This is a genomic window from Amycolatopsis heterodermiae (assembly GCF_034929455.1).
In the GTDB taxonomy this organism is placed as follows: Bacteria; Actinomycetota; Actinomycetes; order Mycobacteriales; family Pseudonocardiaceae; genus Amycolatopsis; species Amycolatopsis heterodermiae.
The window spans coordinates 1,166,394-1,178,722 of sequence record NZ_JAYFSI010000002.1 but is presented as its reverse complement, the minus strand read 5'-3'; the positions used below and the strand labels follow the sequence as shown (position 1 = coordinate 1,178,722).

Annotated in this window: 14 protein-coding genes and 1 pseudogene; 7 read left to right on the top strand and 8 right to left on the bottom strand. The window is 73.3% G+C overall.

Annotated elements, in window-relative coordinates; translation table 11 throughout:
• On the top strand, nucleotides 1-1,045 hold a 1,045-nt coding region (locus tag VA596_RS15960), incomplete at its 5' end, for a cytochrome c oxidase subunit I (protein ID WP_323327702.1).
• Nucleotides 1,046-1,111: 66 nt separating this feature from the next.
• Nucleotides 1,112-1,288: pseudogene (locus VA596_RS15955) on the top strand (DUF4383 domain-containing protein); the annotation flags it as partial.
• 309 nt (nucleotides 1,289-1,597) lie between these two features.
• Here VA596_RS15955 and VA596_RS15950 read toward each other — a convergent pair.
• The 4 genes from VA596_RS15950 to VA596_RS15935 form a co-directional block, all read right to left on the bottom strand.
• Nucleotides 1,598-1,843 carry a hypothetical protein gene (locus VA596_RS15950; RefSeq protein WP_323327700.1) on the bottom strand — a complete coding sequence of 82 codons (246 nt, stop codon included), beginning with the start codon at nucleotides 1,841-1,843 and terminating at the stop codon, nucleotides 1,598-1,600.
• A 310-nt stretch (nucleotides 1,844-2,153) separates the two neighbouring features.
• The gene (locus VA596_RS15945; protein ID WP_323327774.1) at nucleotides 2,154-2,945 is read right to left on the bottom strand and encodes an SDR family oxidoreductase; all 792 of its coding nucleotides are present in this window, start codon (nucleotides 2,943-2,945) and stop codon (nucleotides 2,154-2,156) included.
• A 108-nt stretch (nucleotides 2,946-3,053) separates the two neighbouring features.
• Nucleotides 3,054-3,545: a DUF4383 domain-containing protein gene (locus tag VA596_RS15940; RefSeq protein WP_323327698.1), complete on the bottom strand. Its 492-nt coding sequence runs from the start codon at nucleotides 3,543-3,545 to the stop codon at nucleotides 3,054-3,056.
• Between the two features lie 279 nt (nucleotides 3,546-3,824).
• Nucleotides 3,825-4,688, bottom strand: a complete 864-nt coding sequence (locus tag VA596_RS15935; RefSeq protein WP_323327696.1) for a manganese catalase — start codon at nucleotides 4,686-4,688, stop codon at nucleotides 3,825-3,827.
• Between the two features lie 176 nt (nucleotides 4,689-4,864).
• Between VA596_RS15935 and VA596_RS15930 the strand changes: the two genes are divergently transcribed.
• From VA596_RS15930 to VA596_RS15920, 3 genes are read left to right on the top strand one after another with little or no spacing between them, the layout of a single operon-like run.
• The gene (locus tag VA596_RS15930; RefSeq protein WP_323327694.1) at nucleotides 4,865-5,086 is read left to right on the top strand and encodes a hypothetical protein; all 222 of its coding nucleotides are present in this window, start codon (nucleotides 4,865-4,867) and stop codon (nucleotides 5,084-5,086) included.
• 37 nt (nucleotides 5,087-5,123) lie between these two features.
• The gene (locus VA596_RS15925; RefSeq protein ID WP_323327692.1) at nucleotides 5,124-6,356 is read left to right on the top strand and encodes a cupin domain-containing protein; all 1,233 of its coding nucleotides are present in this window, start codon (nucleotides 5,124-5,126) and stop codon (nucleotides 6,354-6,356) included.
• Nucleotides 6,353-7,216, top strand: a complete 864-nt coding sequence (locus tag VA596_RS15920) for a sucrase ferredoxin (RefSeq protein WP_323327689.1) — start codon at nucleotides 6,353-6,355, stop codon at nucleotides 7,214-7,216. The genes VA596_RS15925 and VA596_RS15920 overlap by 4 nt, the downstream gene beginning before the upstream one ends.
• A 115-nt stretch (nucleotides 7,217-7,331) precedes the next feature.
• On the opposite strand, the gene VA596_RS15915 is transcribed toward VA596_RS15920, so the two are convergent.
• Together VA596_RS15915 and VA596_RS15910 are read right to left on the bottom strand one after the other, a co-directional pair.
• Nucleotides 7,332-7,766, bottom strand: coding sequence for an SRPBCC family protein (locus VA596_RS15915; RefSeq protein WP_323327687.1), 435 nt, complete (start codon nucleotides 7,764-7,766; stop codon nucleotides 7,332-7,334).
• A 16-nt stretch (nucleotides 7,767-7,782) separates the two neighbouring features.
• Nucleotides 7,783-7,992, bottom strand: coding sequence for a hypervirulence associated TUDOR domain-containing protein (locus VA596_RS15910; RefSeq protein ID WP_323327685.1), 210 nt, complete (start codon nucleotides 7,990-7,992; stop codon nucleotides 7,783-7,785).
• 217 nt (nucleotides 7,993-8,209) lie between these two features.
• Between VA596_RS15910 and VA596_RS15905 the strand changes: the two genes are divergently transcribed.
• On the top strand, nucleotides 8,210-8,575 hold the full coding sequence (locus VA596_RS15905; RefSeq protein WP_323327682.1) for an STAS domain-containing protein: 366 nt from the start codon (nucleotides 8,210-8,212) through the stop codon (nucleotides 8,573-8,575).
• A gap of 3 nt (nucleotides 8,576-8,578) precedes the next feature.
• Nucleotides 8,579-9,802 (top strand): PP2C family protein-serine/threonine phosphatase, encoded by a 1,224-nt coding sequence (locus VA596_RS15900; protein WP_323327680.1) that lies wholly within the window; start codon nucleotides 8,579-8,581, stop codon nucleotides 9,800-9,802.
• On the opposite strand, the gene VA596_RS15895 is transcribed toward VA596_RS15900, so the two are convergent.
• Both VA596_RS15895 and VA596_RS15890 read right to left on the bottom strand, forming a co-directional pair.
• Nucleotides 9,793-10,806 carry a glycosyltransferase family 9 protein gene (locus VA596_RS15895; protein WP_323327678.1) on the bottom strand — a complete coding sequence of 338 codons (1,014 nt, stop codon included), beginning with the start codon at nucleotides 10,804-10,806 and terminating at the stop codon, nucleotides 9,793-9,795. The two genes, VA596_RS15900 and VA596_RS15895, sit on opposite strands and share 10 nt — an antisense overlap.
• Nucleotides 10,803-12,281, bottom strand: a complete 1,479-nt coding sequence (locus VA596_RS15890; protein WP_323327677.1) for an HAD-IIIA family hydrolase — start codon at nucleotides 12,279-12,281, stop codon at nucleotides 10,803-10,805. Before VA596_RS15890 ends, VA596_RS15895 begins: the two co-directional genes overlap by 4 nt.
• Nucleotides 12,282-12,329 lie beyond the last annotated feature (48 nt).

The following is a 12,329-nucleotide window of genomic DNA, read 5'->3' as shown; positions in this document are numbered from 1 at the left end:
TCCCGAAAACGGCGGCCCGATCCTCTGGCAGCACCTGTTCTGGTTCTTCGGCCACCCCGAGGTCTACGTGGTCGCCTTGCCCTACTTCGGGATCGTCACCGAAATCCTTCCCGTGTTCAGCCGCAAACCCCTCTTCGGTTACAAGACCATGGTGTTCGCCACCATCGGCATCACGGCGTTGTCGGTGGCGGTGTGGGCGCACCACATGTTCGCCACCGGCGCGGTGCTGCTGCCGTTCTTCTCCTTCATGACGTTCCTGATCGCCGTCCCGACGGGCATCAAGTTCTTCAACTGGATCGGCACCATGTGGAAGGGGAAGCTCACGTTCGAGTCGCCGATGCTGTGGTCGGCCGGGTTCCTCGTCACGTTCCTGCTCGGCGGCCTGACCGGCATCATCCTCGCCTCGCCTCCACTGGATTTCCACGTCCACGACAGCTACTTCGTCGTCGCCCACTTCCACTACGTCCTCTTCGGCACCATCGTGTTCGCCACCTTCGGCGGCATCTACTTCTGGTTCCCGAAGATCACCGGCCGGATGCTCGACGAACGACTCGCCAAGTGGCACTTCTGGACCACGTTCCTCGGGTTCCACACCACGTTCCTCATCCAGCACTGGCTCGGCGACGCCGGCATGCCCCGCCGCTACGCCGACTACCTGTCCACCGACGGCTTCACCTGGATGCACACGTTGTCGACCGTCGGCGCGTTCCTGCTGGGGTTGTCGGTGCTGCCGTTCATCTGGAACGTCGTCAAGACCTACCGCTACGGCGAACCCATCACGGTCGACGACCCGTGGGGCTTCGGCAACTCCCTCGAATGGGCCACCACCAGCCCCCCGCCCCGGCACAACTTCCTCGAGCTGCCACGGATCCGCTCCGAACGCCCGGCGTTCGAACTCCACTACCCGCACATGGTCCAGCGGATGCGCGACGAAGCGCACGTCACCAAAGGAAACCCGGAAGGATCGGCTTCGCCCGCCGAGGCCGGTGCGGCCGCCCTTCAACCGGACGACCAGGGCGGCAGCGACGACCCCCGCGGTCGTTGAAGCCGGTTCACGGTTCCGCGGCAGGCCCGGCGAACGCTCCCCGCCGGGCGTGTTCGCGCCACCGGCATCGCCGGCCTGGCCGCGGCCCGCACCCCGCGCGGCGCCCACCAGTACCCCTCCGTCGGCGGGATCGTGTACCTGGTCCTCTGGATCTACGGACTCCTGATCGACCACGGCAGCGACGCCGACTTCGTCCCGGTCGACACCGCCGGCAACCGGCTGCGCCTCGGCCTCGGCACGATCGCCACCGGCCTGCTCACCGCCCGCGAGCCGGAAACAGGCCGGCCACCAGGTGATTCGGCCCGGGCGCGGTTGACTGTCACGGGTCGGCGGCGCCCGACTGGCCGGCTCGGCGCCCGGGCGATCCCGCCACCGCGAGCAGCAGGCCGGGGCCGCCGGCCGCTCGGCAGGCCGAGCGGTACCGGACTCCCGGCTCGGAGCCGCGCGGGCGAGGGCAAGGTGACACCTCTCGCCCGCGCGGCGGGGAACGCCGCGGTCCGCGCCTTGCTGTGGCCAGGCGCGTCGCGGCGTGGTCCAGGGTCGGGCCGTGCCTCAGAGCGGGTCGGCGGGGGTGAAGGTGCGGCGTCGACGTGCCGGCGGATCCGGTGCGTCAGCCGCTGCGGCTGCTCGTCCGTCACCGTGGTCGACCGGGCGCGGGGCACCGTCCAGCTCGATCACGATCCGCGATCCCGCTCCGGTGATCAACCACAGGCCGTGGTGCGTCACGTCGATGCGCAGGCCCGCCACGGCCTCACCGCCGGAAAGGACGGCGTTGATCGAGGCCACCGAAGCACGCATCGTCACCACCAGTACCGGTGCCGGCCGGCCGCTGACCGCGAAGGGGTGCCGTACCCGCCGTGGACGCGGGACCTCCGCAGGCGCCGCGGCGACCGGGACCATCAAGCGCGCGCTCACCGGGCAGCCGCCGAGATCGCGGTGAGCGCCGTCCGGATGGTCCGGCCGGGCACTCGGGTCGGGGTCGGCATGCGGTTCCTCCTCGGCCGGCCGGCACTTGCCGTGGCCGCCCGGATATCCGGTCGATGCGCTGACAAACCGGTGCACCGGAACCGATCCGCCGGAGTTCGGGACCGCGAGTCCCGCCGGGCGGTCAGAGGATCGGCGTGCCACCCGTCACCGCGACGCGAGCCCCGGACACGAAACTTCCGTCGTCGGAGGCGAGCAGCACGTACACCGGGGCCAGCTCGGCGGGCTGCCCGGCCCGTCCCAGTGGTGTCTGCGCACCGAACGACGCCACCTCGTCCTCGGGCATCGTGGACGGGATCAGCGGTGTCCAGATCGGTCCCGGCGCGACGCTGTTGGCCCGGATGCCCTTCGGCCCCAGCAGCTGCGCCAACGCGGCCGTCATGTTCGCGATCCCGGCTTTCGTGACGTCGTACGGCAGCAGCTGGGGCTTCGGGTTGTCCGAGTTCACCGAAGAGCTGCCGATGATCGACGCCCCCGGCTTCAGGTGCGGAACGGCCGCCTTGACCAGGTGGAAGAATGCGCTCAGGTTGATCGCGAGGGTCCGGTCCCATTCCTCGTCCGGGATCTCCTCGATCGTCTCGTGGCTCATCTGGAACGCGGCGTTGTTCACGAGCACGTCGAGCCGGCCGAACTCCTCGACCGCCCGCGCGACCAGCGCCCGGCAGTGCGCCGGCTCGGCGACGTCACCGGGCACGACCACGGCCCTGCGCCCGGCCTCCTCCACCCAGCGCCGCGTCTCCTCGGCGTCCTCGTGCTCGTCCAGGTAGGAGATCAGCACATCGGCGCCCTCGCGCGCGTACGCGATCGCCACCGCGCGGCCGATCCCGCTGTCGGCGCCGGTGATCAGGGCGGCTTTCCCGGCCAGCTTGCCGGAGCCGCGATAGGAGTGCTCTCCGTGATCGGGCCGCGGGGTCATCTCCGCGGTGGTGCCGGGCGGGCTTTGCTGCTGGGCGGGCTGCGACACGGCTGGCTCCTCGACGCGGTGCGGATGTACGGCTCTCCCTGTTACCCCGGCAGGACCGGATCACACGTCCCCACCCGGGTGATCGCCGGCTTCCCGGTTCACGACCCGGAACCCCAGGTGGGCGAGCGCCACGAGGACGGCCGCGGTGGCCAGGTGGAGGACGACGTCGGCCCAGGTGAAGTCCGGCCGCCCCCCGGTGTCGTAGGTGAGCGCGAGGACGCCGAACGCGCCGACGCTCGCGAACCCGACCGATCCGGCGAGCCCGAACAGCGCGGTGCCGGAAACGCTTCGAGCCGCGGCCAGGCCCGCCAGCCCACCGAGGGTGTGGATCACGTTCAGGACGGGCCCCACGCTGAAGACCAGCAGGGTGTGCGGCGCGACGTGGCCCTCGAACCCGTCGGGAGTCGCCAAGGCGGCGTTGCCGGGAACGAAGAACCCGCCGGCACCGAGGACGAGATATCCGGCCCCGAGCACCAGCGCGACGAGCCGCAACGCCTGGGGCAGGCTCCGCCGCCCGGTGGCGTCCGTGCCGGTGGCGGTGTGGTCAGCCATGCGGGCCCCGGTCCCGGACCGCGAGCGGGAACAGTGGTGCGAGCACGGCGTTCCTGATTTTCCTCACGCGAACTCCTCTCCGGCTTCCGGCCGGCGGGCCCGGAAGCGGAACTCCTCGTCCCCTCCCGGGGGGGGGTGGGCGCCTCGCCGCGGGGGAAGACGACGGCGGCCCGGCCGGGGTCGCCGCGGCGCGAACCGCGGCACTGAGCTCGAACTCACCGGGCCGCCGTCTGTTCGTCCTGTACCCGCGGGTCGTCCCGCCAAACGAACGGCCGCGGGTCAGGTGAGCTTGTTCTTCACCGACTTCGCCTTGCCCTTCGCGGTACCGACGGCGTCCATCGTCGGCGAGTAGGTGCTGTAGAGCGCGGGATCCGGGTGCGGGGCCGTACCCGGGCCGCCGAGCGGCTTCGGGTCGGTCAGGTACTCGATGCCCGCCTTGGTGCTCCAGCCGCCCTTCGGGCCGTCGGGCCCGTCGGACAGGCCCCAGATCGTGTTGTTGTGGGTCTGGTCCTCGACGTCGAGCAGAGCGTCGGGCACGATCTCGTCCTCGAGACCGTCGGCCTTGAGCTCCTCGATCGCGGCCAGCCACTGCTTCTGGTGCACGGTGTCGCGGGCCAGGTTGAACTGCAGCATCGCCTTGACCCCGGGATCGTCGGTCATGTTGTACAACCGCGCGGTCTGCAACCGGCCCTGCGCCTCGGCCGCGGCGTTGGCGCGGAAGTCGGCGAGCAGGTTGCCGGACGCAACGATGTACCGGCCGTTCCAGGGATAACCGTTGCTGTCCGCGGGAAGGGCGCCGCCGCCGGCCACGATGGCCTGCTGCACGTCCATGCCGCCGAGCGTCGCGGCCATCACCGGGTCCTTGACCGCTTCGGCCGTCATCGTCGCGGGCGCGCCTTCCAGCAGCCGCGCGACCATGGTAGCGAGCATTTCGACGTGCCCGATCTCCTCGGTCGCGGTGTCCATGAGCAGGTCCTTGTACTTGCCCTCGACCCGGCAGTTCCAGCCCTGGAACAGGTATTGCATGGTCACGCTCATTTCGCCGAACGCCCCGCCGATCAGCTCCTGGAGCTTGTGGGCGTACACCGGGTCCGGCTTCTCGGGCCTGGCCTCGAACTGCAACAGCTTGGTGTGACGAAACACTGGCGTTCCTCCGTCGTCCGGTGGCGTGCCGCCGCCCTCCGGCGGCCGCACCGGCATTCCCGCTCGAGCGGCGGATAACCCTTCCTCCGAAAACGCCGGACGCATGCTTGAACGCCTCCGCCCGGGGTAACCGGCCGGTCTCCGGCTACTGGCCGGACCTGCCGAAGGGAACCGACATGAGCTTGAACGACGACGACATCTCCACCACCTCGAACAGCGGGCCGGAAGGCCCCGCCGACTCCGGCGCGGGCGAAGGCACGCCGGGGCAGCACGACGGCGGGGCCGACGGTGGCGCGGACAGCGGCGCCGAAGGACCGGCCGACTCGGGAGCCGGCGAGGGCACGCCGGGCCAGCACGACGGTGGAGCCGACGGCGGCGCGGACCGTGGCGCGAACTGACCTGAGCGAGCCCTCCGCCGGTACCGGGACCCCCTCGGTGCCGGCGGGCGCTCCGCCGCACGGGAAAGTGCTGCCCCGCCTGGTCGGCCCGGACGTCGACGCCTTCGCCGCGCGGCACTGGGGCTGTGCTCCTCTGCTGCGCCGCGCCGCCGACGGCGATGCCTTCCGGGACCTGTTCGACCTCGACGGCGCCGACGAGCTGCTGTCGCGCCGCGGGTTGCGCACGCCCTTCCTCCGCTTGGCGCGTCACGGCGAAGTCGTCGACTCGCGTGCGTTCACCGGCGGCGCCGGGGCCGGCGCGGAGATCGGCGACCAGGTGCAGGACGAGAAGGTCGCCGCGCTGTTCGCCGACGGCGCCACGATCGTGCTGCAGGCCCTGCACCGCACGTGGCCCGCCCTCGTCGACTTCGCCGTCGGCCTCACCGGCGAACTCGGCCACCCGGTGCAGGCCAACGCCTACATCACCCCGCCGTCTTCGCAGGGGTTTTCCGCGCACTACGACGTGCACGACGTCTTCGTGCTGCAGCTCGCCGGCCGCAAGCACTGGTCCGTGCACTCCCCCGTCCATCCCGCGCCGTTGCGCACGCAGCCGTGGAGTACCCACGCCGAGGCCGTCGCCGCCCGCGCCCGCGACACCCCCGCCGTCGACGCGGTGCTGGAACCCGGTGACCTGATGTACCTCCCCCGCGGCTGGCTGCACTCCGCGACCGCCCTCGGGGACGTCTCCGCCCACCTGACCATCGGTGTCCACGTCGTCACCCGGTTCGCCGTCGTCGAAGCGCTCGCGGCGCTCGTCGCCGCCGACGAGCGGCTGCGCGCCTCCCTGCCGCTGGGGATCGACGTCGCCGACCCCGGCCAGGTCGCCGATCACCTCGGTCCGGTACGGGAGGTCCTGATCGAGGCGCTGGCGGGAGTCCCGGCCGAGGCCGTGGCCCGGCACCTGCGCGACCGAGCTTGGCCTGGCGGGCGGCCCGAGCCGCTGCGTCCGATCGCGTCGGCCGCCTTCGCCCGGGACCTCGCCGCCGGCGACACCGTGCGCCGCCGCGCCGGTCTGCGCCACCGCGTCGAGAACACCGACGACGGCCGTACCGTGCTGGAGCTGGCCGACCGGCGGATCACCCTCCCCGGCACCACCTCGACGGCCGTGCGCGCCCTGCTCGACGGGCAGACCTGGCGCATCGGCGCGATCCCCGGTCTCGGCGAACCGGACCAGCTCGTCCTCGTGCGGCGGCTGCTGCGCGAGGGCGTGCTCGTGGCCGCCTCCGCATGAGCGCTCCCGCGAGGGCGCGCTGCGCCGATCTGGCGGGCTCCGCCGGCGATCGCCGGGAAGGCACGGCGCCCCCGGCCGACCGCTGGCTGCTCATCGAGCACCCGGGCCCGTGGGAACGCCTGGCGCTCACCAGCTCGGGCCTCGAGCCCGCCGCGCTGACGACGTGGGCGGCCGGCCACGGCGGCCGGGTCGCGCTCATCCGCCGTCCGGGACGGCGCTCCGGCACCGGAGGGCACCGGTGGTTCAAGGTCGACGCCCGGCCCGGCCACGAGGACGTCCGAACCGGCGTATACCGGGACACCACCGAGATCGCGACCTTGCCGTTCCACAGTGGACGGTCCTGGAGCCGGCCGCTGAACCTGGTGTGCACCCACGGCAGGCACGATCCCTGTTGCGCGGTCCGCGGCCGCCCGCTCGCCGCGGCCCTGGCCGCCGCGGACCCGGAAGGCACCTGGGAGTGCTCGCACCTCGGCGGGTGCCGGTTCGCGCCCGCGGTCGTGCTGCTGCCCCACGGTTTCACCTTCGGCGGCGTCGACCCGGACGAGGCGGCCGGCATCGCCCGTTCCTACGCCCGGGGAATCCTGGAGCCGGCCAAGCTCCGCGGCCGGTCGTCGCTGTCACCGGTCGTGCAGACGGCGCACCACCACGCCCTCGCCGTCACCGGCGCGCGCGGGGTCGACGATCTCCGGCTCGTCACGGCCGAGCGTGAGGACGGCAAGCGCTGGCGGGTGACCTTCGCCGACCCCGCTTGCACCGTCGTGCTGCGGGAGCGGCCGGTCACCCTCGACCGCCCGCTGACCTGCGCCGCCCGCCGGCCCGGCCGTGTGCAGCTGTTCGACCTGCTCGAAGCCGGCCGTTGACCGCCGCCGTTCCGGCCGGGACGGCCACGGTCCGGGCGGACTCCCTGTTCCGCTCCCCGGCAACGGCCGGCCCACCCGGTCGGGCTCCGGTAGCGGCGCACCCGGGCGTCGCGGATCAGGGTGTCCAGCCGCCTTCGCTTTCGGCCGCCGCGACGTCCGCGTCCGCGCTCGCCGCGTGGGTGATCGCCGCCACCGTCTGCTCGAGGCCCCGCTGGACTTCGTCGTCACCGGCCTCACGGACGCTGCTCAGCGTCACGGTGATCTCCGACGCCGCCGGCCCGGACTCGTCGATGCGCAGCTTGCCGTGGTAGTCGTCCGGACCCTCGGCACCCCATTCGAGCGAGCGGGTGCCGGGATCGGTGTGCAGCCACGCTTCTCCTTCGACGCGGTGGCCGTGCACCTCCGCTTCGACGTGGACGCTGTCCCCGCCACGCGGCTCCGCCACCTTCATCTGCGGGAAGTAGCGCGGCAGGTTCTCCGGACGGCTGAGGAACGCGAACAGCTCGTCGGCGGGGATGTCGGCGGTCGCGGTGTGCTGGTACTCGGTCATCATGGGCTCCCTGTGCTCAGGCCGGATGGATCTTGCCGGGGTGGTGCACCGCCGTCCGGCCGGACTTCTCGCTGCGCACCAGGTACTGCGGCTCTTCCTCCGACGCCTTGACGTGCCGGCCACCGGCTTCGGTCTCGCTGGTGAGCACGTCTTCGACCGTGCCGACGGAACTCTGGTTGCCGGCGTCCCACCGGACACGGTCACCCTTGCGGAACTTCCGGGTCACGCTGTCACTTCCTTTGCGATCGGCACCTCACGCCCGTTTACCCGGGAAACGGCGCGGTAATCCTCGGCCGCCCGGCGATGGCTGCCCGGACCCGCTGGTCGTGCGGGCGGACGGTCGTGCGGGCGGTAGCGGCATCTGGCACCCTGATCGGGGTGTTGCCCGACATCGAGACCAGCAGAGCCGCCATCGACGGTCACCCCCGGGGCCGGTTCACCGCATGAGCGCCGCCACCCCGCTGACCTGCACCGTCATGCACCCGGCCGCCACGGTGACGAGCATCGGGCTGCACGGTGACCTCGAATTCCGCACCACCCGCCTCCTGCGGGCCGCGACCGCCGAGGCACTCACCCGGCCCCGGCTACGGACGCTGGTACTCGACTGCGCCCGCCTGGACTTCCTCGACTCCTCCGGCCTGTCCGCGCTCCTGGCCGTCCGCGCCGAGACCGACGCCGCGGACGTCGAACTCCGGCTCGAGAACCGTCCGCAATGCCTCGAACAGCTCCTGCACCGGACCATGCTGATCACGCACTTCGGCGACGACCCGGCTTCAGGAGCAGCCGGTCCCGAGCTGTGCGAGCGCTGAACGATGAAGCACGCCCAGCTGATCACGCTGCGCCGTCACGTCCGCGAGACGTGCGCAGACGGCGGAATCCCCGTCGAAGAGCGCGCCCGGCTCGTACTGGCGATCACGCTCCTCGCCGAACCGGTTCTCGATGACGGCGGGACCGTCGACCTGGAGGCCACGGTCGCGGACCGGGTGCTCACCATCGGCCTCCGGCTACCGGCGCCGGTGGCCCCGCCGGTCCTCGACGGCCTGCCGCAGCCCGCTGCCGCGGCCGGTGACGGCCGCGTCACCTGGCGCTTCGTCACCGGCGACCACCCGGTCCCCGCGTCGGTGGAGGACGAGCAGGCGACCCGGCAGGAGATGCTCGCGCTCACCACCCGCGCCGACACCCTCGCCCGGGAACACCGGTACCTCCGCGACGAACTCGCCGAAACCAACAGCGGCGTCCTCGCGATGTACGTCGAACTCGAACAACGCGACGAACAGCTCCGCCACGCCCACGCCCGGATCTTCCAGGAACTCGAAGATGCCCTGCGGCCCCCGCCACTGAACGTCCCGGGGCTGGAACTCGGCGTCCGCTACTCCCCCACCGAACCGGACTCCCCCACCGGCGGCGACCTCTACGACTGGTTCGTCCTGCCCAGCGGCCACCTGCACGTCACCCTCGTCGACGCCGTCGGCCACGGCGTCACCTCCACCCGCGACGCCCTCACCGTCACCCACGCCATCCGCACCCTCGCCCTGGAAGGCCACCCCTTCCCCGACCTGATCGCCCACGCCTCCCACACCCTCGCCACGATCAACCCCCTCCTCATGGCGACCGTGCTGCTGGCCCGCATCGACCCCGCCACCGGCCACACCCAGCTCGCCAACGGCGGCCACCCCGAACCCGTCCTCGTCGGGACAACAGGCGACACGCAACTCCTCGACCCGCCGGTCATCGGCCGCGGCGTCGGCTTCCCCAACCCCGGCAGCCGCGGCCTCGTCGACGTCACCCTGGCACCGGGGGCCACCTTGCTGCTCTACACCGACGGGCTGGTCGAGTCCCGCAAGGACATCGACGAAGGCCAAGCCCGCCTGCTGGAGGTGGCCCGGACGCACGCCGGTCGGCCGACCGCGGCGCTGCCGCGCGAAGTCGTCACCCGCATGCACGACGTCGTCACCTACGCCGACGACACCGTGCTCCTGGCCATCCGCCGCTCGCCCGCACAGCGGTCATCAGCAGGCTCGGCCCATCACGGGTGAGCGCGGGCCAAGCCGGCCACCGCGCGGCGGACGTCGGCCGGGTCGATCGTGTCGAGGCAGGGGTGGCCCCTGACCGGGCACGTGCGGGCCCGCGTGGCCCGGCACTGTGCGTGCTGGTCCCCCAGCAGCGCCACCGGTACGCCGTAGGGCGCCCAGCGCGCGGCCGGGACCACCGGGGCGAACAACGACACGACCGGTGTGCCCACCGCGGCCGCCAGGTGGGCCGGGCCGGTGTTCGGCGCGACGACGACCCAAGCGCCGGCCAGCACCGCGGCCAGCTCGGCCAGCGACGTCCGGCCGCCGAGGTCGACGGCCGCGCCGTCGGCGACCTCGGCGGTCAGGGCCTTTTCGGCCGGCGCGCCGGTCACCAGCACGCGGTGCCCGCCCGCGACCAGGGCCGCGACGAACCGGTGGCTGACCGCCGCGGAGGGTTGCCGGGCCGGCACGGAGGCGCCCGGGTGGACGACGACGTACGGCTCCCTCCCGGTCAGCCGGGCGACGTCCGGCAGCGGCCCGCGCACCGCCAGCCCGCCGGGGTCGGCGGCCGGGAGCGGGTACCCGGCCGCCTCGGCGAGCGACAGCATCCGTTCCGGCTCGGGCCGGTCGCCGTCGACGCGGTGACGCAGGTCGAGCAGGCTGCCCGGGTAGTCCTCGGAGATCGCGCCGATCCACGGCACCCCGGCCAGCCGCAGCAGCAGGGCCAGCGGCAGCGGCGACTGGTGGAACGACGTCAGGATCAGGGCTTCGTCCACGGCCTGCGCCCGGATCCGTTCGACGAACTCCTCCGTGTCCGCCGCGGTGACCGGCTGCGGATCGGCGTCGATCCACGGGGCGCGCCACGTGAGCAGGTCGTCGACGCCGGGCAGCAGGTCACCCGCCGCGCGGCCCTGCGGGCCGGTCAGCAGCGTCACGTGCGAAGCGTGCGCGGCGACCCCGCGGACGCAGGGCCCGGCGAGCAGGACGTCGCCCAGGTTGTCCTGCCGCGCGACGAGCACCCGGGTCATCCGGCGACCCCGGCGAGGCGCAGGGCTTCGGTCAGGTCCCGGGCGACCGCGGCGTGCCGGCGGGCGTGCGCGATCTCCGGCTCGAGCGTGCGGGCCGTCGGCACGAGCACCGCGCGGGCGCCGGCGGCGAGGGCCGCGGCGACGTCGGCCCCGGTGTCGCCGATGACCACGCAGGACGCCGGAGCGACACCGAGCGCCTTCGCGGCGTCGAGGACCATGCCGGGCTGGGGTTTGCGGCAGCGGCAGCCGTCGCCGTCGTCGTGGACGCAGACCTGCCACGTGCCGAACGGGCCGAAGAGCGCCTCGACGCGGGCGTTCACCGCGGCCAGCCGGCCCGGCGCGATCAGGCCTTTCGCGACCCCCGACTGGTTGCTCACGACGCCGACCGGGATCCCCCGGTCCCGCAGCCCGCGGACCAGGTCGACGGCGCCGGGGACGGGCCGGACGCCGTCCGGGTCGTCGAGGTAGGGGACGTCGGCGATCAGCGTGTCGTCGCGGTCGAACAGCACCGCGACCGGCGGACGGCGGCGGCGCACCGCGACTTCGCCGCGCAGGCGGTGGTAGCAGGCGGCCGGCGGGATGAGGACGCTGGTGACGGCCATCCGGGCCACTTCGCCGGGGGTGAACGGTCCTGACAGGATGCGGCGAGCCGCGAACTCGGCCGTCAAGCCGGCCCAGGCCGCCGCCGCGAGGGCGGCCCCTGCCCGCCGGTGGAACACCGTCAGGGTCAAAGCGGCCAGACCGGCCACTGTGGACAGTGCGTGCCGGCTCAGCCGGCCGCGCCCGGCCTCGGTGCGCTGCCGCCACCTCGCGCCGTGCTCGTGCCGCATGAGCGCGTTGTCGGCGTTGCCGCGCTGGGCTTTCAGGCTGGCGAAGAACCCGGGACGCCGGGCGGGGTGCGTGGTGAGCCGGTCACCCCGGACGATCCGGTGCCCGGCCCGGAGCACGCGCAGCGCGAGATCGGAGTCCTCGCGGAACGCGCGGGGGAACCGCTCGTCGAAGCCGCGCACTTCGGCCAAGGCGCTGCGCCGGTAGGCCATGTCCGCCGTGATCCACCGGGCGTGTTCGAGACCGGCCGTGCCGCGCTCGTCGTCGGTCGGCCGCCGCTGCGCCGGCAGCGGGACCCGGATACGGCCCTGTGACGCGGCGACATCGGGTGGCAGGCCCGCCAGGTCGCCGGCGAGCTGGCGGGACCAGCCGGGCGCCAGCACGACGTCGTCGTCGACGAAGGCGATCCACGGGCTTTCCGCCGTGCGCCACCCGTGGTTGCGAGCGGCCGCCGGGCCACGCCCGCCGGAGCGCAGCACGCGGACCCCGGGCGGGACGTCCAGGGCGGGACCACCCGGCCGGTCGTCGACCACGAGGATCGCCGCCGGCCGCGGATCCGGCGCGGCCAGCAGGGTTTCGAGCAGCGGCCGAAGGGTTTCCCGGCCCGTCGTGGGAATCACCACGGTGTAGTCGAGGGATGCGGTCACCGCGGCGGGCTACCCGGAAGCCGGCCGGGCAAACGGCGTGTCGGCGCC